Origin of the sequence: Pseudomonas sp. AS2.8 (assembly GCF_014190935.1) — a bacterium.
In the GTDB taxonomy this organism is placed as follows: Bacteria; Pseudomonadota; Gammaproteobacteria; order Pseudomonadales; family Pseudomonadaceae; genus Chryseomonas.
The window spans coordinates 105,070-128,637 of record NZ_JACHVV010000005.1 but is presented as its reverse complement, the minus strand read 5'-3'; the positions used below and the strand labels follow the sequence as shown (position 1 = coordinate 128,637).

The 23,568-nt window shown below is 68.1% G+C and carries 24 protein-coding genes and 1 other RNA gene; 11 read left to right on the top strand and 14 right to left on the bottom strand.

Going from position 1 to position 23,568, the window contains the following annotated elements; all coding sequences use genetic code 11:
* Positions 1-2 precede the first annotated feature (2 nt).
* The gene (locus FHR73_RS19630; protein ID WP_178083926.1) at positions 3-323 is read left to right on the top strand and encodes a GIY-YIG nuclease family protein; all 321 of its coding nucleotides are present in this window, start codon (positions 3-5) and stop codon (positions 321-323) included.
* Positions 311-1,249 carry a glutathione S-transferase family protein gene (locus FHR73_RS19625; protein ID WP_183633498.1) on the top strand — a complete coding sequence of 313 codons (939 nt, stop codon included), beginning with the start codon at positions 311-313 and terminating at the stop codon, positions 1,247-1,249. The genes FHR73_RS19630 and FHR73_RS19625 overlap by 13 nt, the downstream gene beginning before the upstream one ends.
* Positions 1,250-1,308: 59 nt before the next feature.
* Here the strand turns inward: FHR73_RS19625 and FHR73_RS19620 are convergent, their stop codons facing one another.
* The 5 genes from FHR73_RS19620 to FHR73_RS19600 all read right to left on the bottom strand — a co-directional run bounded on the left by FHR73_RS19620 (position 1,309) and on the right by FHR73_RS19600 (position 5,371).
* Positions 1,309-1,929: a flavin reductase family protein gene (locus FHR73_RS19620; protein ID WP_183633496.1), complete on the bottom strand. Its 621-nt coding sequence runs from the start codon at positions 1,927-1,929 to the stop codon at positions 1,309-1,311.
* A 10-nt stretch (positions 1,930-1,939) separates the two neighbouring features.
* Entirely contained in the window at positions 1,940-2,410 is a 471-nt protein-coding gene (locus tag FHR73_RS19615) for a metallophosphoesterase family protein (RefSeq protein ID WP_183633494.1), read from the bottom strand.
* A gap of 10 nt (positions 2,411-2,420) precedes the next feature.
* Positions 2,421-3,950 carry an apoptosis inducing factor family protein gene (locus FHR73_RS19610; protein WP_183633493.1) on the bottom strand — a complete coding sequence of 510 codons (1,530 nt, stop codon included), beginning with the start codon at positions 3,948-3,950 and terminating at the stop codon, positions 2,421-2,423.
* Positions 3,951-4,031: 81 nt separating this feature from the next.
* Positions 4,032-4,946 (bottom strand): cation diffusion facilitator family transporter, encoded by a 915-nt coding sequence (locus tag FHR73_RS19605; protein ID WP_183633491.1) that lies wholly within the window; start codon positions 4,944-4,946, stop codon positions 4,032-4,034.
* Positions 4,946-5,371 (bottom strand): hypothetical protein, encoded by a 426-nt coding sequence (locus tag FHR73_RS19600; protein WP_027598502.1) that lies wholly within the window; start codon positions 5,369-5,371, stop codon positions 4,946-4,948. Before FHR73_RS19600 ends, FHR73_RS19605 begins: the two co-directional genes overlap by 1 nt.
* Positions 5,372-5,498: 127 nt before the next feature.
* On the opposite strand from FHR73_RS19600, the gene FHR73_RS19595 reads away from it, so the two are divergent.
* Both FHR73_RS19595 and hrpB read left to right on the top strand, forming a co-directional pair.
* Positions 5,499-5,574, top strand: a non-coding RNA gene (locus tag FHR73_RS19595) — sX9 sRNA.
* 43 nt (positions 5,575-5,617) lie between these two features.
* On the top strand, positions 5,618-8,122 hold the full coding sequence (hrpB, locus tag FHR73_RS19590) for an ATP-dependent helicase HrpB (protein ID WP_183633489.1): 2,505 nt from the start codon (positions 5,618-5,620) through the stop codon (positions 8,120-8,122).
* Between the two features lie 88 nt (positions 8,123-8,210).
* Here hrpB and FHR73_RS19585 read toward each other — a convergent pair whose 3' ends face one another.
* Positions 8,211-8,714, bottom strand: a complete 504-nt coding sequence (locus tag FHR73_RS19585; RefSeq protein WP_133862081.1) for an Lrp/AsnC family transcriptional regulator — start codon at positions 8,712-8,714, stop codon at positions 8,211-8,213.
* 138 nt (positions 8,715-8,852) lie between these two features.
* Between FHR73_RS19585 and FHR73_RS19580 the strand changes: the two genes are divergently transcribed.
* The 4 genes from FHR73_RS19580 to FHR73_RS19565 all read left to right on the top strand — a co-directional run bounded on the left by FHR73_RS19580 (position 8,853) and on the right by FHR73_RS19565 (position 12,499).
* A complete protein-coding gene (locus tag FHR73_RS19580) occupies positions 8,853-9,788 on the top strand; it encodes a DMT family transporter (RefSeq protein WP_183633487.1) in 936 nt (311 codons plus the stop codon).
* Positions 9,789-10,176: 388 nt separating this feature from the next.
* A complete protein-coding gene (locus tag FHR73_RS19575) occupies positions 10,177-11,007 on the top strand; it encodes an oxidoreductase (protein WP_183633485.1) in 831 nt (276 codons plus the stop codon).
* Positions 11,008-11,019: 12 nt separating this feature from the next.
* Positions 11,020-11,958, top strand: a complete 939-nt coding sequence (locus FHR73_RS19570; protein ID WP_183633483.1) for an AraC family transcriptional regulator — start codon at positions 11,020-11,022, stop codon at positions 11,956-11,958.
* A 112-nt stretch (positions 11,959-12,070) separates the two neighbouring features.
* On the top strand, positions 12,071-12,499 hold the full coding sequence (locus tag FHR73_RS19565; protein WP_183633481.1) for a pyridoxamine 5'-phosphate oxidase family protein: 429 nt from the start codon (positions 12,071-12,073) through the stop codon (positions 12,497-12,499).
* A gap of 4 nt (positions 12,500-12,503) precedes the next feature.
* Here FHR73_RS19565 and FHR73_RS19560 read toward each other — a convergent pair whose 3' ends face one another.
* The 8 genes from FHR73_RS19560 to FHR73_RS19525 all read right to left on the bottom strand — a co-directional run bounded on the left by FHR73_RS19560 (position 12,504) and on the right by FHR73_RS19525 (position 19,576).
* Positions 12,504-13,712, bottom strand: coding sequence for an amino acid deaminase (locus FHR73_RS19560; RefSeq protein ID WP_183633479.1), 1,209 nt, complete (start codon positions 13,710-13,712; stop codon positions 12,504-12,506).
* Positions 13,709-14,482: an IclR family transcriptional regulator gene (locus FHR73_RS19555; protein WP_183633477.1), complete on the bottom strand. Its 774-nt coding sequence runs from the start codon at positions 14,480-14,482 to the stop codon at positions 13,709-13,711. Before FHR73_RS19555 ends, FHR73_RS19560 begins: the two co-directional genes overlap by 4 nt.
* A 14-nt stretch (positions 14,483-14,496) precedes the next feature.
* Complete coding sequence (locus FHR73_RS19550) at positions 14,497-14,883, bottom strand: RidA family protein (protein WP_058768196.1); 387 nt, start codon at positions 14,881-14,883, stop codon at positions 14,497-14,499.
* Positions 14,884-14,910: 27 nt separating this feature from the next.
* Positions 14,911-15,687 (bottom strand): amino acid ABC transporter ATP-binding protein, encoded by a 777-nt coding sequence (locus tag FHR73_RS19545; protein ID WP_183633474.1) that lies wholly within the window; start codon positions 15,685-15,687, stop codon positions 14,911-14,913.
* Positions 15,684-16,346, bottom strand: a complete 663-nt coding sequence (locus tag FHR73_RS19540; RefSeq protein ID WP_068383001.1) for an amino acid ABC transporter permease — start codon at positions 16,344-16,346, stop codon at positions 15,684-15,686. The genes FHR73_RS19545 and FHR73_RS19540 overlap by 4 nt, the downstream gene beginning before the upstream one ends.
* Positions 16,347-16,356: 10 nt before the next feature.
* Entirely contained in the window at positions 16,357-17,019 is a 663-nt protein-coding gene (locus FHR73_RS19535) for an amino acid ABC transporter permease (RefSeq protein ID WP_183633473.1), read from the bottom strand.
* A 48-nt stretch (positions 17,020-17,067) separates the two neighbouring features.
* Positions 17,068-17,847, bottom strand: coding sequence for a transporter substrate-binding domain-containing protein (locus FHR73_RS19530; RefSeq protein WP_236712125.1), 780 nt, complete (start codon positions 17,845-17,847; stop codon positions 17,068-17,070).
* A gap of 265 nt (positions 17,848-18,112) precedes the next feature.
* Positions 18,113-19,576: an amidohydrolase family protein gene (locus tag FHR73_RS19525; protein ID WP_183633471.1), complete on the bottom strand. Its 1,464-nt coding sequence runs from the start codon at positions 19,574-19,576 to the stop codon at positions 18,113-18,115.
* A 175-nt stretch (positions 19,577-19,751) separates the two neighbouring features.
* On the opposite strand from FHR73_RS19525, the gene FHR73_RS19520 reads away from it, so the two are divergent.
* From FHR73_RS19520 to FHR73_RS19510, 3 genes are all read left to right on the top strand, one after another.
* Positions 19,752-21,770: a methyl-accepting chemotaxis protein gene (locus tag FHR73_RS19520; RefSeq protein WP_183633469.1), complete on the top strand. Its 2,019-nt coding sequence runs from the start codon at positions 19,752-19,754 to the stop codon at positions 21,768-21,770.
* Between the two features lie 96 nt (positions 21,771-21,866).
* Positions 21,867-22,298 (top strand): LexA family transcriptional regulator, encoded by a 432-nt coding sequence (locus FHR73_RS19515; RefSeq protein ID WP_183633468.1) that lies wholly within the window; start codon positions 21,867-21,869, stop codon positions 22,296-22,298.
* Positions 22,291-23,562, top strand: coding sequence for a Y-family DNA polymerase (locus FHR73_RS19510; RefSeq protein ID WP_183633467.1), 1,272 nt, complete (start codon positions 22,291-22,293; stop codon positions 23,560-23,562). Before FHR73_RS19515 ends, FHR73_RS19510 begins: the two co-directional genes overlap by 8 nt.
* The last annotated feature ends 6 nt before the right edge of the window (positions 23,563-23,568 follow it).

Sequence of the window (23,568 nt, the reverse complement as noted above, 5' to 3'; positions counted from 1 at the left end):
CGGTGAGCGACGACCCCCTACCACCCGCGCGCACCTGGTATGTCTACCTGGTGCGCGCCGAGAATCAGGCGCTCTATTGCGGCATCAGCGATGATCCCGAGCGCCGTTTCGCCCAGCACCGCAGTGGCCGCGGTGCCCGCTTCTTCGCCTCCAGCCCGGCCCAGGCGCTGGTCTATGTGGAAGCCTGTGGCGACAAGTCGGCCGCGCTGCGCCGTGAAATCCAGATCAAGAAGCTACCCAAACGAGCCAAGGAAGCCCTGGTGCTGGCCCTGTCCGGCACCTTGCCCGTGGCTGATTCAGGAGTGCTGTCATGTCCGAGCTGATTCTGCATCACTATTGGCAATCGCCTTTCGCCGAGAAGGCGCGCCTGCTGCTGGGCTTCAAGGGGCTGGCCTGGCGTTCGGTGATCATTCCGCGGATGCTGCCCAAGCCCGAGCTGGTGGCGCTCACCGGCGGCTATCGCAAGACGCCGGTGCTGCAGGTGGGCGCCGATGTCTATTGCGACACGGCGCTGATCGCCCGCCGCCTGGAGGCGGAGAAGGCGGTGCCGGCGCTGTTTCCGGAAGGCCAGGAAGCGGTCGTGGCCGCCTTTGCCGGCTGGGCGGATTCGGTAGTGTTCCAGCACGCGGTGGCGTTGATGTTCCAGCCGGAGATCATGGGACCGCGCCTGGCTAGCCTGCCGCCGGAGCAGGCCCAGGCCTTCATGGATGACCGCAAGGCGCTGTTCAGCGGCGGTAGCCTGAGTCGTTTGACGCCCGAGCAGGCCCGGCAACAGCTGCCGACCCTGCTGACCCGGCTGGAGACCCAGCTGGGGCGCAGCGCCGGCGAATTCCTGTTTGGCGCGCCTTCGGTGGCCGACATCGCCCTGGCGCACAACTTCTGGTTTCTCAAGAGCACGCCGCAACTGGCGCCTCTGATCGACGAGCGTCCCGAGATCGCCGCCTGGTTCGCTCGGGTGCTGGGGTTCGGTCATGGTACCCACGAAGAACTCGGCGCCGCCGAGGCGCTGGAGATCGCCAGGGCCGCGGAGCCGCTGGCCTTGCCGCGCGACCAGGCCGTTGCCGTGGAAGGCTTCGCCTGGGGTGACCGGGTGAGCGTGGCGGCGACCGACTACGGGGTGGATCCCGTGACGGGCGAACTGGTGCATGCCGACAGCGAAGCCCTGGTGATCCGCCGCCACGATGAGCAGCTGGGAGCTATCCAGGTGCATTTCCCGCGACTGAATTTTCGCGTCAGCGCGGCGGGCTAGCGAGCCTGGAATGCAAAACGGCGCCTCAGGGCGCCGTTTTGCATTCCAGGGCCAACCGCTCAGTCGGGGCGCCGCATGCGGAACAGCGCGGCCTCGGTGATCTCGAAATAGTCGGCCGGGCCACCACCGCGCACGATGGGGCGAGCGGCCGCGGTCTGGTAGATGCCGTCCTTGAGCAGGCGCTTGTCGATATGGGCGGCGACCACCTCGCCCAGCACCAGCCACTGATCCAGTTCATCCCCGGCGGCGGTCTTGAGGCGGACGATCTGGCTCAGCTTGCACTCGAAGGCCACCTGGGCACGGGCGACACGCGGCACCTTGATGACACTGGAGGGCGCGGGTTCGAGGCCAGCCAGGGCGAATTCGTCCACCTCGGGCCCGACCATGGCGCTGCTGGTGTTCATCTCCTCGGCCAGTTCGCGGGTGGCCAGATTCCAGACGAATTCGCCGGTGCGCTCGATGTTGGCGACGCTGTCCTTGTAGCCCTGGCTGGAAAAGCCGATCAGCGGCGGCTTGTAGTTGAAGGCGTTGAAGAAGCTGTAGGGCGCCAGGTTGAGGACGCCGCTTTCGCTCTGGGAGGAGATCCAGCCGATGGGGCGCGGCGCGATGATGGCGTTGAAGGGGTCGTGGGGCAGGCCGTGGCCCTGGCTGGGTTCGTAGAAGTGGTAATCGATGCTCATCGGGATTCCTTCAAGGGGTGAGTTTTAGGATCTCGGCCTGGATCTGGCCGGCGTCCAGGGTCAGGCGACCGACGCTGATCGGCAGTCGGAAACGCCGTGGGCCAGCGCTGCCGGGGTTTACGTAGAGTACGCCAGCCCGCTCTTCGATCAGCGGCTTGTGCGAGTGGCCGCTGACTACCACCCGCACCTGGGCGCCAGCGGCCGCCAGGTCGAGCTCGGGCAGGATGTGCAGCATATGGATGTCGACGTCGGCCAGGGTCAGGGTGACGCGCTCGGGGATGTCGTCGGCCCAGGGCACGTCGTCGTTGTTGCCCCGGACCACCGCCAGCGGCGCCAGCTCGCGCAGGGCGTCGAGGATCTCGGGCTTGCCGATGTCACCGGCGTGCAGGATGAAGTCGCTGCCGGCCAGGGCTTCCAGCGCCTGGGGCCGAAGCAGGCCATGGGTATCGGCGATCAGGCCGACGCGATAGGGATTGGCCATTACAGCTCCTTTAGTTGGCCTGGACGATGTCCAGGGCCTCGGCGCGTCCCAGCGGCTGACGCATACGCTGGGCCAGGATGGCGGTGGCGCGTTCTCGCTGGCAGGCCACTACGCCCACCACGAGGTCCTCGGCCAGCAGCAGGGCGACAAAGGTCTGGTCGCCCAGGCTGCCGTCGAGATGCATGTCGTCCCACTGACGGGGATGGCCGAGGTATTCGTAACGCTTGCCATGATGCAGGGTCCAGAAGAAGGGCACATCCGCGTAGTTTTCGGCGTGGCCCAGCAGGTTGCGCGCCGCCAGGCGGCCGTGTTGCTGGGCCAGGCGCCAGTGTTCGATACGGGTGGGTTGGCCGGCATGGGGAAAGGTGGCCAGATCGCCAACGGCATAGAGCCCCGCGGCGGCCTGGAGCTGGGCATCGACCGGGACGCTGCCGTCGTCCGCCAGGGGCAGATTGGCCAGGAAAGCGGTCGCCGGGGCGATGCCGGTACCCACCAGTACCAGGTCGGCGGGCAGTTGGGTGCCGTCCTTGAGTCTGACCTGGCGCACCTGATCGTCGCCGGCAAAGGCCACTACCTCATTGGGGGCGTGGAAGGTCACGCCATTGGCCTCGTGCAGGGTCTTGAAATGTTGGCCCAGGGTCTCGCCCATCTGCCTGACGAAGGGCAGGGAGGCGGGGGAGACCACGTCCACCGCCAGGCCCTGCTTGCGCAAGGCGGACGCGGCTTCCAGACCGATGAAGCTGGCACCGACGATCACCGCGCGGCCTCTTTCAGGCAGGTCGGCCAGGATGGCGGCCGCGTCGGCGCGGGTCCGCAGCAGGTGGATGCCCTTGAGCTGGGCACCCGGCACGTTCAGTGGCCTGGGTTCGCCACCCGTGGCGAGCACGCAGCCGTCGTAGCTCAAGGTCTGGCCGTTGGCGAGTTCCAGCTGGCGGGCCTGGGGATCCAGGCGCGTCACCTCGGCGTGCAGGCATTCGATGCGCTGCTGGCGGAAGAAGTCGGCTTCGCGCAACGCAGTGGCTTCATCGGGAGCCTTGTCGCCCTGGAGGACGAATTTGGACAGGGCGGTCCGGTCATAGGGCTCGCCTGGTTCGCGGCCGATCAGCAGCAAGCGCCCGCCATAGCCGAATTCGCGCAGGGCGGCGGCCGCAGCGGTACCCGCGGCGCCAGCGCCGACGATGACGAACAGACGGTCGTCGGCCGGGGTTTCGGCCGCTTGCGCGGGCAGGGGGTCGCGGCCGACCCGCACCTCGCCATCGCGCACCTCCACCGGATAGCGCTGCAGGGCATCCAGCGCCGGCGGTTCGCACAGGCTGCCATCCTCGATGGCAAAGCTCGCCTTGTGCCAGGGACATACCAGGCGACCCTGGCAGACCGCGCCGTCGGCTAGCGGCGCGCCGGCGTGGGGGCACTTGGCCTGAAAGGCGTGCACCTCGTCACCGACGCGCAGCAGCAGGATCTCGGTGTCTTCGATCTTGACCGCGGTGCCACGGTCTTCGCGCAGGTCGGCGAGGCGCGCGACCGGGTGCATGGCTTTCATGGTGGACTCCGGCGCCGTCTGGGGGGCGCTCTCAAATCAGGCTCAGCAGATTCGAGAGAGCGCAGCGGCGCCGGGTTCCGCTCAGGTGGCGGGCGGCAGCGGATGACGGTGCGGAACGTCGGGTGCGTCCAGCGGATCGGCGTGGACCAGCACCTCCGCCTGGGGGTATTCGGCGCGGATGGCGGCTTCCACCTCGTCGCACACCACATGGGCGCGGGACAGGCTCATCTCGCCGGGCAGCTCCAGGTGCAACTGCACGAACCAATGATTGCCGGAGAGGCGGGTACGCAGGTCGTGGGCGCCCTCCACCCCGGGGACTTGGCAGGCCAGCTGCAGCATGTGCTCGCTGATGTCGGCGGGCAGTTCCTGGTCCATCAACACGCCAAAGGAGTCGCGGGCGATGCCGTAGGCGCTCCAGAGGATGTAGAGGGCGATGGCCAGGCCGAACAGCGGATCCAGCCAGTACCAGCCGAAGCCGGTCAGCGCCAGGGCGACCAGGATGCCGACGTTGAGCAGCAGGTCGGAGCGATAGTGCAGGGCATCGGCGCGGACCACTGTGGAGTCGGTGAGGCGGATGACGTGCTGCTGGTAGGCCACCAGCACGGCGGTCAGGGCCAGGGAAAACAGGGTGACGGCGATGCCCAGGGCGTGGGCGCCCAGGGGCTCGGGTTGCTGCAGGCGCCCGATCGCCTGCCAGGCGATGAGCACGGCGCTGACGCCGATGAAGACCGCCTGGGCGATACCGGCGAGGGACTCGGCCTTGCCATGGCCATAGCGGTGGTCGTCGTCCGCCGGCTTGAGGGCGTAGTGTACCGCCAGCAGGTTGAACACCGAGGCCAGGCCATCGAGCAGCGAGTCGGTCAGGCCGGCGAGCAGGCTGACCGAGCCGCTGAACCACCAGGCCACGGCCTTGGCCAGGATCAGCGTCATCGCCACCGCTACCGAGGCGGCGGTGGCGCGACGCAGGAGCCGCTCGGTGCCGTGCGGGTCGCTCATCAGGCGCGTGGGGCGAGGCCCAGGCTGGCGAGTTGCTCGTTGCTGCCGCTGCGCTGCAGCAGGCGCGGATCGTCCAGCGGCAGGCTGTGGCCGGTGGCCTGCTGGATGATGGCCTTGAGGCGCGCGCGATCGACGCTGCCGTCCGGATTGACCGCCTTGTTCAGCTCGCCCGGATCGACCTCGGCGCGCTTGTTGTCGGGCAGGTAGATGGCGCCGGTGGCGAAGTCCACGCCAAAGGCGATCAGGCCGGGAATGATGTAGAACAGTAGGCCGATGGCATCGAGGGCAACGATGCCCGGATCGATCCGGCCACTGCCGGTGATCTGGCCGCGGCGCTCGGGATAGAACAGCGAACCGCAAGCGGTCAGCTGAGTGAACAGGGCGGCGGCGAGGACGCCACACACCGCGCGGGTACGCATCGACATAGACAACCTCCGGTTGGATGAGGCCGCCACTATAGCGGCCGGAATCACGGCGGGCGAGACGCTTTAGAGCGACAAACAAAACTACTGCGCGTCTGCCATACAGGCGCGTGCAGTGCTCGGAATCCTCATGTACCGCTCGTACACTGCGGTTCCTGCGCGCCGCGCGCACCTGCCTGACAGCCGCTCGCTACATTTTGTTAGCCGCTCTTATACTGCCCGCCCCGTTGAGACCACCGGCCGTGCCCAATGACGCCCTTGCCCATCGATGTTGTCCTGCCCGCCCTGCGCCAGGCCCTCGCCCACCGCGACGACTGCGTGCTGGAAGCGCCGCCGGGGGCTGGCAAGACCACCCGGGTGCCGCTGGCGCTGTTGCAGGAACCCTGGCTGGCCGGCCAGCGCATCCTGCTGCTGGAACCGCGCCGGCTGGCGGCGCGCGCCGCCGCCGAGCGCCTGGCCGCGGAACTGGGCGAGGGCGTCGGCGAGACGGTGGGCTATCGCATCCGCCTGGAAAGCCGGGTGGGTCCGCGCACCCGCATCGAGGTGGTCACCGAGGGCATTCTCACCCGGCGCCTGCAGGACGATCCGGCGCTGGAGGGTGTCGGCCTGGTGATCTTCGACGAATTCCACGAGCGCAGCCTGGACGCCGACCTGGCCCTGGCGCTGACCCTGAGCGGCCGCGAACTGCTGCGTGACACCCCGCTCAAGCTGCTGGTGATGTCGGCCACCCTGGAAGGCGAACGCCTGGCTGCTCTGCTTGGCGGCGCGCCGGTGGTGCGCAGCGAAGGCCGGATGTTTCCGGTGACGACCCGCTGGAGCCGGCCGCTCGGCCAGGACGAACGCCTGGAGGCGCGGGTGGCCGCCACGGTGGTGCAGGCGCTGGACGAGGAAGCCGGCAGCCTGCTGGTGTTCCTGCCCGGCCAGGCGGAGATCCGCCGCACCGCCGAGCGCCTGGCGGACCAGCTGCCCGCCGGGGTATTGCTCTGTCCGCTGCACGGCGAGCTGGAGCTGGCGGCCCAGCGCGCGGCCATCGAACCGGCGCCAGCGGGTGCGCGCAAGGTGGTGCTGGCCACCAATATCGCCGAGACCAGCCTGACCATTGAAGGGGTGCGGGTGGTGGTGGACGCGGGCCTGGCGCGGGTGCCGGCCTTCGATCCCGGCAGCGGCATGACCCGCCTGACCACCCGCCGCATCTCCCGTGCCTCGGCGACCCAGCGCCAGGGCCGCGCCGGCCGCCTGGAGCCGGGGGTCTGCTATCGACTCTGGTCGGAAGAGCTGCACCAGCAATTGCCGGCCTACGACAGCGCCGAGATCCTCCAGGCCGATCTGGCCGGCCTGGCCCTGCAACTGGCGCGCTGGGGCATGAACGCCGAGGAGCTGGCCTGGCTCGATCCGCCACCCGCCGCCGCCCTGGCCCAGGCGCGCGATCTGCTGCTGCGCCTGGGCGCGCTGGACGAACAGGACGTGCTCACCCCTCACGGCCAGGCCATGAGCGGCCTGCCGGCCCATCCGCGGCTGGCACACCTGCTGCTGCGTGGGCAGGCCTGGGGCCTGGCCGAGCGCGCCTGCGAGATCGCCGCATTGCTGGGCGAGCGCGACCTGACCCCGGGGCAGGGCGCCGATCTGCATACCCGCCTCTTGCTGCTGGCCGGTGAAGGCCGTGGTCCGCGTGGCGGCGTGGCGCGCATTCGGCAACTGATCCGCCAGTATCGCGGCCTGTTGCGTGGCCCGGCCGGGCAGCCGGTGGCCGATCCCGAGCACCCGCGCTGGACCGGTGCCCTGCTGGCCTGCGCCTATCCGGATCGCATCGCCCAGCAGCGCAAGGCCGGCGGCCAGGACTATCGCCTGGCCAATGGCCGGGCCGCCAGCTTTGGCGAACCGGACGGGCTGATGAAATCGCCCTGGCTGGTGGTGGCCGACCTGGGCAGTCGCCAGGGACAGCGCGAAGAGCGCATCTACCTCGCCGCCGAACTGGATCCGGGGCTGTTCGAGGGGCCGCTGGCCGAGCAGGTGGTCGGTCACGACGAACTGGACTGGGATGACCGCGAAGGGGTGCTGCGTGCCGAACGCCAGCGCCGGATCGGCCAGTTGGTGCTGAGTCGCGAACCCCTGAAGAATCTGGACGCCGCCGCCCGCAGCCGGGCGCTGCTCGGGCTGGTGCGGCGCAAGGGCCTGGAGTTGCTGCCCTGGACGCCGGAGTTGCGCCAGTGGCAGGCGCGGGTGGCGCTGCTGCGCCAGCTGGATCTGCAGCAGAAGGGGGCCAGCGACTGGCCGGAGGTGAGCGACGCCGCCCTGCTGGCCAGCCTGGAAGACTGGCTGCTGCCCTATCTGGAGCGCGTCACCCGCCTGGCCCACTTCGCCAATCTGGACCTGGCCGCCATGCTGCAGGGCCTGCTGCCCTGGCCGTTGCCGCGCCAGCTGGACGAGCTAGCCCCGCGCACCCTGGCGGTGCCCTCCGGTTCCAGCATCCGCCTGGACTACAGCGAGCAGCCGCCGGTGCTGGCGGTGCGGCTGCAGGAACTGTTCGGCCTGGCCGACACCCCGCGCCTGGCCGGTGGACGGCTGGCGGTCAAGCTGCACCTGCTCTCGCCCGCGCGGCGACCGGTGCAGGTCACCCAGGACCTGGCCAGCTTCTGGGCCAATACCTATGGCGAGGTGAAGAAGGATCTCAAGGGCCGCTATCCCAAGCACTACTGGCCGGACGATCCCCTGATCGCCGAACCCACGGCGCGCGCCAAGCCGCGGGGGACCTGAACGAAACCCCGGAGCGGGCAACACCCTAGGGGCAGGGCGGAGCCGCCTGGACGTGGGCCCGGCCTGGCTGGCCTGGTGCTCCAGACGCTCAACCGTTGCTACCGGCCGGACGTTTGCGCAGATGATTCGTCGGCAGCGCCGTGGTGTATTTCACCTGGCTCAGGGCAAAGCTCGACCTGATGCTGGCCACGACCGGGATGGACGTCAGGCAGTCGAGCAGGAGCGTCTGGTATTTGCTCAAGTCTTCGCTCACCACCCGCAACATGAAGTCCGCCTCGCCGCTCATGAGGTAGCACTCCATCACCTCCGGGCGTTCCTTGATCGCATTGGTGAAGATCTCCAGGGACTGCTTGTCCTGAAGCTTGAGCGACACATGCACGAAGACGTTGATGGCGAGGTTGAGCGCCGCCGGATCGACCAGCGTCACGGCGCCGCGCAAGACGCCGCGCTCCTTCATTTCGGCGACGCGTCGCCAACAGGGTGAAGCGGAAAGGCCCACGATGTCGGCCAGCTCCGCATTGCTGAGCTCCGCATTTTCCTGCAGCGCATCGAGGATGCGCAGACTGGCTTCATCGAGCGTTGCTCGGCTCATGGTTAGATTTTCCCGTGGTGTTCGATTATTCGGTAGAACTTACCCATCTTCCCGTTCTGCAGGAACAGATAGGTGCGTTTTTTCGCTGGAATCGCCGCATCATGACCCTAGGCAATCTGCTTGCGACAGGGTGGCACCATGAGCGCTTCAATCCAGCATCTGGCGAAAAGCCGCACCAAGGGCCGGGGCATCTCCTCCACCTACCTGTACCTGGGACTCATGGTGCTGCTGTGGGGCAGTAGTTGGCCGGTGACGAAGCTCGCGCTGCACAGCGTGCCGCCGCTCTGGCTGGCGACCCTGAGATTCGCCAGCGCCGCGCTCTGTCTGTTCGCTTATCTCGGCGTGCGTGGGCAACTCAAGCGGCCCACCCGGCAAGACCTGCCCATCGTCGCCAGCGTGGGCCTGTTGCAGATGATGACCTTTACCGGACTCGGCATGGTGGCGATGGTGCATGTCGACACCAGCAAGGCCGTGCTCCTGGCTTACACCACGCCGCTGTGGTGCGTGGTCGTGGCCTGGGTACTGTTTCGGGAAGCGCCGACCCGGCTGCAGCTTGCCGGGCTGCTGGTGGGGATGGCGGGTGTCGTCGCGGTCTGCTCCCCTGGAGAGCTCGACTGGACGCAGCCGGACACCCTCGTGGGGGCGGCCTTCCTGCTGCTGGCGGCGGTGAGCTGGGCGATCGTCATCCTGCATGTGAAGCGCCACCGCTGGGTGACCCCGGCCTTGCTCCTGGCGCCCTGGCAGATGCTGTTGGCCACCATCCCCCTGGCGATCGCCGCCTGGCTCGTCGAGGGGCCGCCCGTCGCCATCGCCTGGGATCGAACGCTGGTCGAGGCGCTGTTGTTCATCGGTCCGATCGCGACGTCGGCCTGCTTCGTCATCTCGGCGGAACATGGGCGGAGGATCTCCACGTTCGGCATGTCGAATTTCACCCTGGGGGTGCCGCTGGTGGGGACCGCCTTCTCCTGCCTGGCGTTTGGCGCGACCGTCTCCCCGCTGTTTCTCGCCGGGCTCGGCCTGGTGATCCTGGGGGTCGGGATCTCGGCCCTGGCCACGCGCAACGGGCGTCGCTAGCGGGGCGTCCAGCCAACGGCACACCCTTGGCTGGACACCCTCGCCCACGCAGTCAGGGAGCCCCTGTTATCCCGAAGGGTCACTGGGTCTGCCAGGCCTTCTGCAGGTTGGACCAGAAGGCCCCGCCATCCTTGAAGGGCACGTTTGCCGCGCCGAAGTCATAGCTGTTCAGGGTGTTCTTGGCGGGTACCGGCAGGCGGGTTGCGGCCCAAGGAGTCGCTAGCGTGAAGCGGCAGGGGGAATAACCGATCCGATCAGGTGCAGGTCCTCGACGCCCTGGCCAGGAATGTAGCGGTCGAGAGGATTAGGCAAGACCTCCAGACGATCCGGCAGTGGGGGCGCCCGACACCGGCGCTAGCATGGCCGCTTCCAACGATGGGAGTGGACCATGAACGAGCACAAGACCCTTTTCATCACCGGCGTGAGCAGCGGCCTGGGCAACGCCCTGGCACGGGAAGCCCTTGCGGCCGGCCACCGCGTCATCGGCACGCTGCGCCGGGACGCCGATCTTCAGGCCTTCGCCGCCTTGTCGGACCGGGCCCATGGCGTGCTGCTGGATGTCACGGACCACGCTCGCCTGGGGACGGTGGTGGCCGAGGTTCAGGCAGCCCACGGTCCGGTGGATGTCCTGGTCAACAATGCCGGCTATGGCCACGAGGGCATTCTCGAAGAATCGCCGCTGGACGAGCTGCGCCAGCAGTTCGAGGTCAATGTCTTCGCGGCGGTCGCCGTGACCAAGGCCTTCCTGCCGTCCTTCCGCGAGCGCCGTCGCGGGCATATCATCAATATCACCTCGATGGGTGGCACCATTACCCTGCCGGGTATCTCCTACTATTGCGGCAGCAAGTTCGCCCTGGAAGGTATCTCGGCGGCCCTCGGCCAGGAGTTGGCACCGTTCGGCGTCTGGGTCACCGCCGTGGCACCCGGCTCCTTTCGCACCGACTGGGCGGGCCGCTCGATGCGTCGCAGCGCACGCGGCATCGCCGACTACGATGAACAGTTCACGCCGATCCGGGCGGCGCGGGAGGCCAAGAGCGGCAAGCAGCTGGGCGATCCGCGCAAGGCGGCCCAGGCGCTGCTGCAGCTCATCGCCCTGCCAGCGCCGCCAACGCAGCTGCTGCTGGGGAGCGATGCCTTGCACCTGGTGCGCGAACGCCTGGCCGCGGCCAGCCGGGAGATCGAGCGCTGGGAGGCCCTGACCCTTTCCACCGACGGCTGAGGCGGAGGCCCCATGAATCCTAGCGATCCCCTTTCCAGCCGGCTGGTGGCGCTGCTGGGCAGGCTGGCGCCCCAGGAAGGCTACAACCTCAGCGCCCTGGAGGATGTGCGCTTCCTGCGTTCGGATCGCCCGCTGACCGGGGTACCCGTGCTCTACGATCCCGGGGTCGTCATCGTCTGCCAGGGCGGCAAGCGCGGCTATTTCGGTGACCGCGTCTATCAGTACGATGCCCAGCACTACCTGGTGGTCTCCGTGCCCGTGCCCTTCACCATGGAGACCGATGCCAGCCCGGAGGCGCCGCTGCTGGCCATCTATCTACGGCTGGATTTCCGGCTGCTCGGCGACCTGGTCCTGCAGCTCGACAGCGAACTGGGGCCGGCGCTGGAGGCGCCCCGCGGACTCTATGCGTCGCCGATCGATGAATCGCTGCGCGCCTCGACGCTACGCTTTCTGGAGGTCCTGAGCGTGCCGACCGACGCCCGACTGCTGGGGCCGGCGCTGCTGCGCGAACTCTATTATCGGATCCTCACCGGCGCCCAGGGCGGCTCGCTGCGCGCGGCGCTGGATCGCCAGGGGCGTTTCGGCCGCATCGCCCGGTCGTTGCGCACCCTGCACGCCCGCTATGCCGAGCGGCTGGACGTCGCCGCGCTGGCGCAGGAAGCGCGCATGAGTCAGCCCAGCTTCCATCGGCACTTCCGCGACGTCACGGGTACCACGCCCATGCAGTATCTGAAGTCGACCCGTCTGCACCAGGCGCGGCTGTTGATGCTGCGCGACGCCCTCCCGGCGGCGAACGCGGCCTTCGCCGTGGGTTACGAGAGCGCTTCCCAGTTCAGTCGCGAATTCAAGCGGCTGTTCGGCCGCACCCCGCTGGCGGAGATCGACTGGATGAAGGCCACCTATGCGCTGCCGGCACCGCCTGCGACGGCGGTCTATGTCGCTTCCCACTAGGGCTGTCCGTCCGAAAAGCCCGGTCGACGCCGCCGTACCGGAACCAAGCGGCAGCCGCCCCCGGTCTGAATGCAGACGGGCACTGCCTGCCCGCCCAACCGGAGCGACCCCCATGGCCGACAAGACCCTGCACGACCTTTCCAAAGCGATGCGCGATCTGGATTTCTGCATGCTGACCACCGGCACCGGGCGCCTGACCAGTCGGCCGATGAGCAACAACGGCGACGTCGAATACGACGGGGACTCCTGGTTCTATGCCTACGAGGACTCGGCCAAGATCCGGGACATCGAGCAGGATCCGGCGGTGGGGCTGAGCTTCAGCGAAGGCAAGAGTCTGCTGGGCAAGCCCGGCATCTTCATCGGCATCGAAGGGCATGCCGAGCTGATCCGCGACAAGGCGCAATTCGAGGCGCACTGGACCAAGAGTCTGGACCGCTGGTTTCCCCAGGGCACCGACACGCCCGGCATGATCCTCATCAAGGTGCATGCCGAGCGCATCCGTTACTGGGATGGCGAGGAGCAGGGCGAGTTGCGCCCCTGAGGTCCTAGAAGCAGGTGGCGAAGGTCTCCACGACCTGCAGACCTTCGTCCACGATGCAGCCCTGGCGCCACTTGTCGAAGGTCAGGCAGGGATGGGAGGTGCCCAGGGCGATGATGTCGCCGATGGCCAGCGCGGTCCCCGGGGCGACGACCATGAAGGCGTGCTGGTCCATGATGGCGGTGACCGTGCAGACGCTGACGTCGACCGACTCGGCAGCGGTCTGGCCGGGCCGGTAGCGGCGTAGCGGCAGCGGCAGTCCGGCATCGTGGGCGATGTCGCGCTTGCCCAGGGCCAGGATGGCGAATCCGGGTTCGGGCAGGGACTGCACGTGAGCCCAGACCTCCAGCGCCGGTTGCAGGCCTTCGTGCAGACCGGTGCGGGCCAGGACGCCACGCTGGGCATCGCGATAGATCCCGTGGTCATGGACCACATAGCTGCCGGGGCGCATGACGGCGAGAAAGCGCTCGCGCACTGCCAACTGGTCGAAGGCGGCGGCGATCAGGTCGTACCAGGCCGAACCCGAGGCGGTGACGATGGGCCGGTCGAGGGCGAAGGCGCCCTGGCCGCGCAATTCCTCCGCCAGGCGCACCAAGGAATCGGCGAAGGCGCGGATGTCGGTGGCCGCCTCGGCGCCGTGGATGACGCCCTCGTAGCCTTCGATGCCGGTCAGGCGCAGCGCCGGTTGCCCGGCGATGGCCCGGGCCAGTTCTCGTACCTCGGCTTCGCTGCGGCAACCGCAACGGCCGCCGGGTACGCCGTATTCGATCATCACCTGCAGCGCCAGCCCGCGTGCGCCAAAGAAGGCGCCCAGGGCGGTGACCTGGTCGGGATGATCCACCAGGCAATGGAAGTCGAAGTCCGGATCGGCAGCGAGCAGTTCAGCGATCAGCGCCATGTTCGGTGCGCCCACCAGCTGGTTGGCCATCAGCACCCGGCGCACGCCATGGGCCTGGGCGGCGCGGGTCTGCACCGCGGTGGCCAGGGTCATGCCCCAGGCGCCCGCGGCCAGCTGCCGCTGGAACAGCTCCGGCGCCATGCTGGTCTTGCCATGGGGCGCGAGTTCGGCGCCGCGGTCGCTGGCGAAGGCTTGCATCCAGCCGATGTTGTGCTCGAGTGCGTCCTGGTGGATGACCAGGGCGGGCAGGGCGATGTCGCTGAGCAGGTTGGCGCCAGGACTGGCGGCGCCTTTCTCGGGGGCGATGAGGGGGGTCATGGAATCTCCTGGCCGCCCAGGCGCTGGGACAGGCGGCGGGCGCTATCGACCAGCACCTGGCGGTACTCGGCATGGTGGGCCTGGGCGTCGGCGCGGGGCGCCACGATGCACAGGGTGGCGATGCTCAGGCCGCTGGCGTCCTGCACCGGGGCGGCGAAGCAGTGGGTGTAGGTGTCGGCGATGCTGTCGAAGGAAAAGAAGCCTTCGGCGCAGGCGCTGCGGATCTCGGCGATAAAGGTCGCCGGGGGCAGGCGGCTGCCGTCGGGCAGGATGAAGTCGTCCGGATCAATCAGGGCGAGGATCTCGGCATCGCTCAGATGACCGAGCAGCAGTCGCCCGGACGCGGTCCAGGGAATGGGCGCGTCCTCGCCGACATTGGACGAGATGCGAAAGGCGCGGGCGCCTTCCTTCATCAGCGAGACGGTGTACTTGCGGCCGTTGAGCTGGCACAGCTGGGCGGTCTCGCGGGTCTGGGCGACGATGTCGTCCAAGAGCAGCCCGGCCTCGCGGGCCAGGTCGAAGTGGCGCAGGTGCGCCTGGCCGAGAAAGTACAGCTCGCGGCCCAGGTAGACCTGACCGTCGCGGCCCACGGCATCGAGCATGTGCCGCTCCAGCAGCAGGCCGACCAGGTCGTAGACGGTGGACTTGGGAATGCCGAGGCCGGCGGCGATCTCGTTGGGTCGCAGCGGCCGACCTACCCGCTTGAGGTGATCGAGGATGTCGAAGGCGCGGTCCAGGCCGCGGGCGCGCTGGCGGGTAGGTTCGGTCATCGGTGCGGTTTGTCTCAGGCCTTGGGTTTGTAGGCGATGCAGTCGATCTCGACCTTGCAGTCCACCATCATGGATGATTGCACGCAGGCGCGCGCCGGGGCCTGGCCGGCGAAGTACTCGGCGAACACCTTGTTGAAGCTCCAGAAGTCGCGCGGATCGTCCAGCCAGACGCCGGCGCGCACCACATGCTCCAGACCGTAGCCGGCTTCGTGCAGGATGGCGATCAGATTCTGCATGGTCTTGTGGGTCTGGGCGACGATGCCGCCGTCGATGATCTCGCCATTCTCCATGGCCACCTGGCCGGAGACGTGCAGCCAGCCATCGGCTTCCACCGCACGGGCGAAGGGCAGGGGTTGGCCACCTGCGCCGCGTTCGCCGGCGCCGTATCGAGTGATGCTCATAAGGTTGCTCCTGTTACGGGGAAGGATTCAGAAAGAGGTCCGGCCGAGAAATTCGGCGAGACGGGTGGAGCGGGGCCGCTCGAACAGATCGCGGGGCGGACCCTGCTCCTCGATGCGGCCTTGGCTCATGAAGACGATGCGATCCGACACCTCGTAGGCGAATCTCATCTCGTGGGTCACTAGCAGCATGGTCATGCCGTCCTGGGCCAGGTCCTTGATCACCGCCAGCACCTCGCCGACCAGCTCCGGGTCCAGCGCCGAGGTGGGTTCGTCGAACAGCATCAGGCTGGGATTCATGGCGATGGCGCGAGCGATGGCCACCCGCTGCTGCTGGCCGCCGGACAGCTGGCCGGGATGATAATCGCGGCGCTCGATCAGGCCGACCCGGCGTAGCCACTGCTCGCCGATGGCCACGGCTTCGTCCTTGTTCATCTTCTTGACCTTGCGCAGGCCGAGGGTGACGTTTTCCAGGGCGGTGAGGTGGGGAAACAGATTGAATTGCTGGAAGGCCATGCCGGTGAGCGACCGCTGGCGGGCGATCTCGCGCTCCGGCAGGCGCTGGCGGCGACCGCCTTCCTCGCGATAGCCGATGGCCTCGCCGGCCAGCCGGATGCTGCCGCCCTGAAAGTCTTCCAGCAGGTTGACGCAGCGCAGCAGGGTGGTCTTGCCCGAGCCGCTGGAGCCGATCAGGGTGACCACGTCGCCGCGCTCCAGGGACAGGTCGATGCCCTTGAGCACCTCCACGGCGCCAAAGCTCTTGTGCAGGTCGTTGATGCTCAGCAGGGGGGCGTTGGAATCGGTCATGGCAGGGTCACCCGTTTTTCCAGATAGCGGCCGAGCCGCTCGATGGCGAAGTTGATGAGAAAGAACAGCAGCCCGGCGAACAGATAGAACTGCAGGGTCATGAAGGTGCGGGCGATGACCTGCTGGCTGCTCAGGAGCAACTCGGCCACGCCGATCACCGAGAGCAGGGTGGAAGCCTTGACGATCTCGGTGGAGGCATTGACCCAGGTCGGCAGGATCTGGCGCAGCGCCTGGGGCAGGAGCACCTCCTTGAGACTCTGGGCGAAGGTCAGGCCGATGGCCTTGGCCGCTTCGTGCTGGCCACGGGGGATGGCCTGCAGGGCACCGCGGACGATCTCCGCCACGTGGGAGCCGCAGAACAGCAGCAGCGCCGCGGTGCCGGCCTGGAAGGGCGTGGGCCGCAGGCCCAGCGCCGGCGCCATGTAGTAGCAGGCCAGCACCAGCACGAACACCGGGGTGCCGCGGATCAGGTCGGCATAGACGCGAAAGGGCAGGCGCAGCGGCCAGCGGCCATAGGTCAGCGCCAGGCCGCCGAGGGTACCGAGCAGGGTGCCGCCGAGCACCGCCATCACGGAGCAGGCCAGGGTGGTGGCGAAACCGGCGGCCAGGGTCTGGCGCGCGTTCCACAATTCCAGGAACCAGGAGGGGGCTTCGTACACGATCGGGCTCCTAGCGGGTCAGGCTCAGCCGTCGCTCCAGCTGGCGCAGCAGCAGGGCGATGACGTAGCAGGTGAGGATGTAGAGGGCGCTGGTCACCAGCCAGGTCTCGATGACCCGGTAGCTTTCCAGGTTGATCTTGCGCGCCTGGTAGGTCAGTTCCGGGACGGCGATGGCCGCCGCCAGCGAGGTGTCCTTGAACAGCGAGATGAAGCTGTTGGAAAGCGACGGCAGCACGTTGCGCAGCATCACCGGGATGATGACGTAGGCCTTGATCTGCCATTCGCGCAGGCCGATGGCCAGGCCCGCCTCGCGCTGGCCCCTGGGAATGGCCATGAGCCCGCCGCGAAACACCTCGGCCAGGTAGGCGCCGGCATAGAGCGCCAGGGTGATGAGAAAGGAGCTGAGCTTGTCCAGGCGGATGCCGATGCTGGGCAAGGCGAAGTACAGCAGCAGGATCAGCACCAGGATCGGGGTGTTGCGCACCAGGGTGACGTAGCCCGCCGCCAGCCAGCGCAATGCCCGCACCGGCGAGAGCAGGGCGAAGGCGGTGGCCAGGCCGATCAGGCAGCCGATGGCGATGCCCACCAGCGCCAGCTGCAGGCCGAGGGCGAGCCCGGCCAGCAGGTGGTCCAGGTTCTGCCATACGGGGGCGAAGTTGAGGGTGTAGTTCATGCTCGACGTCTACCTAGAGGGCGCGGACGGGCCGCGCCGGGGCCAGGATCACTTGAACTCGACGGGGAAACCGATCGCCGGAGAGGGCAGCTCGACGCCGAACCACTTCTTGAAGGAGGCCTGGTAGGTGGGAAATTCCACACCGGTCATGGCCTCGTGCAGGGCGGTGTTGACGAAGTTCAGCCAGTCCTGATCACCGCGCTTGACCGCGCAGGCGTAGGTCTGGGGACTCCAGGCGTAGTCGGGCGAGCGGTAGCGACCGGGATTCTGGGTCATCAGGTACTTGACCGAGGACTGGTCGGTGGCCACGGCATCGGCACGCCCGGTGCCCAGGGCCTGGTAGAGCAGGTCGACGCTGTCGTACTGGTCGACCTTGGCGCCGGGCAATGCCTGGTGCACCAGTTCCTCGGCATAGACGTTCTGCAGCACGGCCACGGTCAGGTCGCTCTTGGCCGCCTTGAGGTCGTCGATCTGCTGGTAGCGGCTGTTGGCCGGCAGGAGCAGGGCCACGCCTTCGCGGTAGTAGGGCAGGGTGAAGGCCACCTGTTGGGCGCGGCTGGCGGTCACGGTGATGAACTGGCAGCTGATGTCGACCTTGTCGGTGAGCAGGTTGGGGATGCGCGCATCCGAGCCTTGCACGACGAACTCGACCTTTTCCGGATCGTTGAACAGGCCCTTGGCGATCACCTTGGAGATATCGATATCGAAACCCTGCAACTTGCCGTCGGCGCCCTGGAAGTGCCAGGGGGCGTTGGTGCTGCCGGTGCCCACGACCAGATGGCCGCGCTTGAGCACGTCATCCAGCTTGGCCGCCTGGGCGCCGGTCATGGCGACCAGGCCGACCAGCAGCGCCAGCGTTTTCCACCCCTTCGTCTTGCCTGTCATCGCGCGTCTCCTTTTCCGTTATAGCGGAAGTGTGTTCGTAACAACGGAATAGATTGCAGCGACTGTGCCAGCTATTCGCATGACGTTGCAAATCAAGGGCTTGGCGTGAGGAACAGGCAGCGGAAGGGGTTCCCGGTGCGCCAGGGGGCACCGGGAGGTGGCGGAAGGTAACGGGGATGCACCAGCCAGAGGCGTTACCCGGTAGCGCTTAACCGGAATGGGGGAAGGTCGACCGCAGATCCCCAGCGCGCGGCAGGAAGCGACCATGACGCTCGCCAATGGCCTGCCCGGGTGCATAGGCCAGGTGCCCATTCACCCAGACCGCCTCGATGCCTTCGGCAGGCCGTTGCGGCTCGCTGAAGTCGGCCACGTCGCGGATGCGGGCGGGGTCGAACAGCACCAGATCGGCCTGGGCGCCGGGCTCGATCAGGCCGCGACCCGCCAAGCCGAAGCGGGCGGCGGAGAGGCCGGTCATCTTGTGCACGGCGGTGTGCAAGGGAAAGAGGCCGAGGTCGCGGCTGAAGTGACCGAGCACCCGCGGAAAGGCGCCCCAGAGGCGTGGATGGGGGAAGGGGTCCTCGGGCAGGCCATCGGAGCCGATCATGCTCAGCGGATGGGCGAGGATGAGGTGCACGTCGGCTTCGCTCATGCCGTAGTAGACGGCACCGGCCGGTTGCAGGCGGAGAGCGGTTTCCTGCAGGTCCAGGCCCCAGTCGGCGGCGATGGCGGCCAGGTCGCGGCCGCCGCAGTCGGGATGCGGGGTGGACCAGGTGATGGTGATGCGGTGGCGGTCGGTAACCTGCTTGAGATCCAGGGTGGAGGAGCTGGCCGCATAGGGATAGCAGTCGCAGCCGACCGGCTGACGGTGGGCGGCCCGCTCCAGGGCGCCGAGCAATTCCGGGGCGCGCCCCCAGTTGTCCACCCCGGCGCACTTGAAGTGGGAAACCACCACCGGCGCCCGGGCCTGGCGACCGATGTTCAGGGCTTCGTCCAGGGCCTCGTGCACCGCGGCGAATTCGCTGCGCAGGTGGGTGGCATAGAGGCCGCCCACGGCGTCTAGCTCGGCGGCCAGCTCCGCTACCTCCGCGGTCGGCGCCGCCGCGGCGGAGGCATAGGCCAGGCCACTGGAAAGGCCCAGGGCACCCGCGGCCAGGCTGTCGCGCAATTCGAGACGCATGGCGGCAATTTCGGCCGGGGTAGCGGCACGCTGGAGATCGTCCAGATGGTTGCTGCGCAGCGCCGTGTGGCCGACCAGGGCGGCCACGTTGACGCCGGGGCAGGCCTGCTCCACCGCCGCGCGGTAGGCGGCAAAGGTGGGATAGCCGAAGGCCGCGGCCGGGCCGAGCAGATTCAGCGGATCCGGCGGCTCGCCGCGCAGGCGCACCGGGGCGGCGCTGATGCCGCAGTTGCCCACCACCACCGTGGTCACCCCCTGGCTGAGCTTGGGCAGCTGCTGCGGCCGGCGGATGACCATGGTGTCGTCGTGGGTGTGGACATCGATGAAGCCGGGGGCCAGCACCAGGCCGCTGCCGTCGCGGACCTCCCGTGCCGGTTGCCCGGCCAGATCGCCCAGCGCCTGGATGCGCTCGCCGGCGATGGCCACGTCGAGAACGCGGCCCGGACGGTCATGGCCGTCCAGCACAAGGGCATTGAGAATCACTACATCATGCATGCCAGAGCCATCCTACAACCGTTGGGGAGCACCTTTCGACCGCCGGGTGGCAAAGGGCCATATAAGCGAGACGGCAGGCCGATAGCGAGAGAACTGTTACAGAAAACTCTGTCTATTACGTCACAAATTGGGCGGTACAGCCCGAGTGACCCCTTCTGCCGCCCGTGAGCTCGCCATGAATCTGCTGACCCCTGTCGTAAGTCTAATGAATCGCCTGAGATTCCCCGCCAAATTCGCCTGCCTGGCGGCCATCGTCCTGGTGCCCCTGATCTTTCTCAGTGTCTACCTCTATCAGGACATCCAGGAACAGCGGGTCGGCCTGGTCCAGGAAATCGACGGTCAGCGCTATCTGACGCAACTGACCCCCATCGCCCGCCTGAGCATGTTGCAACGCGCCCTGACCAAGCGGCTCCAGGATGGCGATGCCTCCGCCCAGCAGGATTGGCAGAACAACCGTGACAACCTGCTCAAGGCCTATGACGATCTGGGCCGGCTGGATCGCGAACTCGGCACCCAGCTGGAAACCGGGGATCGCCTGAACCAGCTGCGGCGGGGCGCCGAGCGTCTGATGCAGGGCGCCACGGGCACCCCGCTGGAGGTGTTCGAGGCCTGGAACGAGCAACTGATCCAGACCCTGAATCTCTTCTATTACGTCTCGGCCACCTCCGGCCTGGCGCTGGACTCGGATTACACCAGTCTCTTTCTCATCGACATCAGCTCGCTGCGCCTGCCGCGGGAAATCAACCTGATCGGCCAGCTGCGCGGGCTGGCCACTGGTCTGAGCGCCAACAATCGCTTCGATCCGGCCAGTCTGAATCTGGCGCGTACTGTGGTGAATCAGGAGCGGCAGACGTCCGACGAGCTGGAGCAGGGCCTCAGACTCCTGGCGCGTCAGGCGCCAGACCTGGCCCAGCGCCTCAAGGCCTCCCTGGCCCAGGCGGCGGACGACTATGCCAACTTCCGTCAGGGCATGCTGGCCGCCATGACCAATGAGGGTACGGTTTCCGGTCGCGCCCTGGGTACCCAGGGCAATGCCGTGGTCGCCCGCTACTACAAGGTGCAGGACGAGGCGCAGGGCCAGCTCTCCCAGTTGCTGGCCGAGCGTCTGGCCCAGGCGACCACGCTGCGCAATCTGGTCGTGGGCATGATTCTGGGTGCCCTGCTGCTGCTGATCTACACCTTCGCCGGTATCTACCAGGCCCTGCGCCTGGGAATCGCCGAGCTGGTCGGAGTGACCGCCGCCGCGGCCCAGGGCGATCTGAGTCGCCGCGCCGCCCTGCGCGGGCGTGACGAGATCGCCGACATCGGCCGTAGCCTGGACGCGATGCTGGAGGCCTTCGGTCGCTCGCTGCGCGAGGTCGATCAGGCCTCCAACGCGGTGGCCGAGGCCTCGGGATCCCTGGCCGGCTCCATTGGCCAGGCGCGTTCGACCATGCAGACGCAACAGGGCGAGACCGATCAGGTGGCCACCGCCATCACCGAGATGACCGCCAGCGTGGCGGACGTCGCCAACAACACCGAAGGCGCCGTGGCCGCCGCCCAGCAGGCCGATCAGGCCACCCGGGAAGGCGCCCGGGTGATGCAGCAGACGCAACAGGCCATCGAGGCCCTGGCCGCCGAGGTGGACCTCAGCGCCACCAAGGTCGCGGCCCTGGAAAGCCACAGCCAGGCCATCGGCGGGGTCATCGCGGTGATCCGTACCATCGCCGAACAGACCAACCTGCTGGCGCTCAACGCCGCCATCGAGGCCGCTCGGGCCGGCGAGCAGGGCCGCGGCTTCGCCGTGGTGGCCGACGAGGTCCGCACCCTGGCCTCGCGCACCCAGACCTCCACCGAGGAAATCCGCCGCATCATCGAGCAGTTGCAGGCCGCCACCGGCGAGGCCGTCGGGCAGATGCAGGCCAGTCGCGGCCATGCCCTGACCGGCGTCGCGGCCGCCGAGCAGGCCAGCGTCAGCCTGAGCAGCATCGGCGCCGCCGTGGAGCGCATCGTCGACGTCAACGTGCAGATCGCCAGCGCCGCGGAACAGCAGGCCGCGGTCTCCGAAGACATCAACCGCAACACCACCGGTATCCGCGCCAGCACCCTGCAGGTCCTGAGCGGCATCGAGTCCGATGCCGGCACCGCCGAACGCCTTGCCGGTCTCTCCCAGGACCTGCGCGGCATCGTCTCGCGCTTCCGCCTCAGCGCCTGATCACGCCACTCATCGGTGCGGCTCAGGTCGGACTTTACAACCTGGCGGTTGCGGATAACTGTATAAATAGACAGTTATCCGCAGGAGCGCCTTGTCATGTCCGTTACCGTCCTGGGTTGCCTGGAGTCGTCCGAGATCCGGCTGCCGCTCTATGATTTTCGCCTGCCGTGCGGCTTCCCGTCGCCGGCCCAGGATCATCTGGAGCGCCAGGTCTCGCTGGACGAACTGGTCGACCTGCGCGCGCCCCACACCTATGTCATCCAGGTCAGTGGCGACAGCATGACCGGCGCCGGCATCTTCGCCGGCGATCTGGTGATCGTCGATCGCGCCCGGCCGGCACGGGTCGGCGACATCGTGGTGGCGGTACGCGATCGCGAGCCCACCCTCAAGCGCCTCGGTCGGCGCGGCGCCCACTTCGTGCTGCTGGCGGAAAATCCCGCCTATGCGCCGCTGGTCATCGGCGAGCGCGACGACTTCGAGGTCTGGGGTGTGGCCACCCACAGCCTGAGGCGCTTCGGCCATGCCTGAAGCGGTGCTGGCGCTGATCGACTGCAACGCCTTCTATTGCAGTTGCGAACGGGTCTTCCGCCCCGATCTCGCGCAGCGACCGGTGGTGGTGCTGTCGAACAACGACGGCTGCGTGATCGCCCGCTCGCCCGAGGCCAAGCGCCTGGGCATCGCCATGGCCGCGCCCTGGTTCCAGGTGCGCGAACTGGCCCGGCGCGGCGAGGTCGAGGCCTTCAGTTCCAACTACGCCCTCTATGGCGATCTCAGCGACCGGGTGATGCGCACCCTGGCGACCCTGGTGCCGCGCCTGGAGCGCTACAGCATCGACGAGGTGTTCGCCGATCTGACCGGCCTGCCGGAACCCCTGGACGCCCTCGGCCACCGCCTGCAGGCGCGGGTGCAGAAGTGGACGGGCATTCCGGTCAGCGTCGGCATCGCCGGCACCAAGACCCTGGCCAAGCTGGCCAACGCCGCCGCCAAGCGCTGGCCGGAGCGCACCGGCGGGGTGCTGGACCTGCGCGACCCGGCGGTGCACGACTGGGTGCTCAGGCATTCGCCCATCGAAGACGTCTGGGGCGTCGGCCGGCGCCTGGCCGCGCGCCTGCGCGGGGAGGGTGTCAGCAACGCCTGGGAACTGGCCGGGCAGGATGCCTGGTCGCTGCGCCAGCGCTACAGCGTGGTGCTGGAAAAGACCGCGCGGGAATTGCGCGGACTGGCCTGCCTGAGCCTGGAGGAACTGGAAGCGCCGCGGCAGACCATCTGCAGCAGTCGCATGTTCGGTCACCGCCAGTACCAGTTCGGCGCCCTGGCCGAGGCGGTGGCCAGCTACACCGCCCGCGCTGCGGAAAAGCTGCGCGCCCAGGGTTCGCTCTGTCGCACCCTGAGGGTCAGCATCCAGACCGGCATGCACGGTGCCGACGAGGGCCGCTACGCCAATGCCGCCCTGCTCAACCTGCCGGTGCCCAGCGACGATACCCGCGTGCTCAACGACCAGGCCCAGGCGGGCCTACGCGAGATCTTTCGCGACGGCTTCGGCTATGCCAAGGCCGAGGTGCTGCTGCTCGATCTCTGCGGCCGAAGCGAGGTGGCGGCGGATCTCTTCGCTGCCGCTCCGGATCCGGCCGCAGCCCGCCTGATGGCGACCCTGGACGCCATCAACGGCCGGTTCGGTCGCGAAACCCTGAGACCGGCGCGGATTCCGCGCGATCCCGCCTGGCAGATGCGCCGCGACCTGCTCAGTCCGCGCTACACCACCCGGCTCGATGAACTCTGGACGCTGGGCTGAGCGATC

What these genes read in the sequence shown, in the direction of transcription:
- FHR73_RS19625 (WP_183633498.1), top strand. Translation starts at nt 311, where the DNA reads ATGTCCGAGCTGATTCTGCATCACTATTGGCAATCGCCTTTCGCCGAG.
- FHR73_RS19620 (WP_183633496.1), bottom strand. Translation starts at nt 1,929, where the DNA reads ATGAGCATCGATTACCACTTCTACGAACCCAGCCAGGGCCACGGCCTG.
- FHR73_RS19615 (WP_183633494.1), bottom strand. Translation starts at nt 2,410, where the DNA reads ATGGCCAATCCCTATCGCGTCGGCCTGATCGCCGATACCCATGGCCTG.
- FHR73_RS19610 (WP_183633493.1), bottom strand. Translation starts at nt 3,950, where the DNA reads ATGAAAGCCATGCACCCGGTCGCGCGCCTCGCCGACCTGCGCGAAGAC.
- FHR73_RS19605 (WP_183633491.1), bottom strand. Translation starts at nt 4,946, where the DNA reads ATGAGCGACCCGCACGGCACCGAGCGGCTCCTGCGTCGCGCCACCGCC.
- FHR73_RS19600 (WP_027598502.1), bottom strand. Translation starts at nt 5,371, where the DNA reads ATGTCGATGCGTACCCGCGCGGTGTGTGGCGTCCTCGCCGCCGCCCTG.
- hrpB (WP_183633489.1), top strand. Translation starts at nt 5,618, where the DNA reads ATGACGCCCTTGCCCATCGATGTTGTCCTGCCCGCCCTGCGCCAGGCC.
- FHR73_RS19585 (WP_133862081.1), bottom strand. Translation starts at nt 8,714, where the DNA reads ATGAGCCGAGCAACGCTCGATGAAGCCAGTCTGCGCATCCTCGATGCG.
- FHR73_RS19580 (WP_183633487.1), top strand. Translation starts at nt 8,853, where the DNA reads ATGAGCGCTTCAATCCAGCATCTGGCGAAAAGCCGCACCAAGGGCCGG.
- FHR73_RS19575 (WP_183633485.1), top strand. Translation starts at nt 10,177, where the DNA reads ATGAACGAGCACAAGACCCTTTTCATCACCGGCGTGAGCAGCGGCCTG.
- FHR73_RS19570 (WP_183633483.1), top strand. Translation starts at nt 11,020, where the DNA reads ATGAATCCTAGCGATCCCCTTTCCAGCCGGCTGGTGGCGCTGCTGGGC.
- FHR73_RS19565 (WP_183633481.1), top strand. Translation starts at nt 12,071, where the DNA reads ATGGCCGACAAGACCCTGCACGACCTTTCCAAAGCGATGCGCGATCTG.
- FHR73_RS19560 (WP_183633479.1), bottom strand. Translation starts at nt 13,712, where the DNA reads ATGACCCCCCTCATCGCCCCCGAGAAAGGCGCCGCCAGTCCTGGCGCC.
- FHR73_RS19555 (WP_183633477.1), bottom strand. Translation starts at nt 14,482, where the DNA reads ATGACCGAACCTACCCGCCAGCGCGCCCGCGGCCTGGACCGCGCCTTC.
- FHR73_RS19550 (WP_058768196.1), bottom strand. Translation starts at nt 14,883, where the DNA reads ATGAGCATCACTCGATACGGCGCCGGCGAACGCGGCGCAGGTGGCCAA.
- FHR73_RS19545 (WP_183633474.1), bottom strand. Translation starts at nt 15,687, where the DNA reads ATGACCGATTCCAACGCCCCCCTGCTGAGCATCAACGACCTGCACAAG.
- FHR73_RS19535 (WP_183633473.1), bottom strand. Translation starts at nt 17,019, where the DNA reads ATGAACTACACCCTCAACTTCGCCCCCGTATGGCAGAACCTGGACCAC.
- FHR73_RS19530 (WP_236712125.1), bottom strand. Translation starts at nt 17,847, where the DNA reads ATGACCGGCGCCCAGGCGGCCAAGCTGGATGACGTGCTCAAGCGCGGC.
- FHR73_RS19525 (WP_183633471.1), bottom strand. Translation starts at nt 19,576, where the DNA reads ATGCATGATGTAGTGATTCTCAATGCCCTTGTGCTGGACGGCCATGAC.
- FHR73_RS19520 (WP_183633469.1), top strand. Translation starts at nt 19,752, where the DNA reads ATGAATCTGCTGACCCCTGTCGTAAGTCTAATGAATCGCCTGAGATTC.
- FHR73_RS19515 (WP_183633468.1), top strand. Translation starts at nt 21,867, where the DNA reads ATGTCCGTTACCGTCCTGGGTTGCCTGGAGTCGTCCGAGATCCGGCTG.
- FHR73_RS19510 (WP_183633467.1), top strand. Translation starts at nt 22,291, where the DNA reads ATGCCTGAAGCGGTGCTGGCGCTGATCGACTGCAACGCCTTCTATTGC.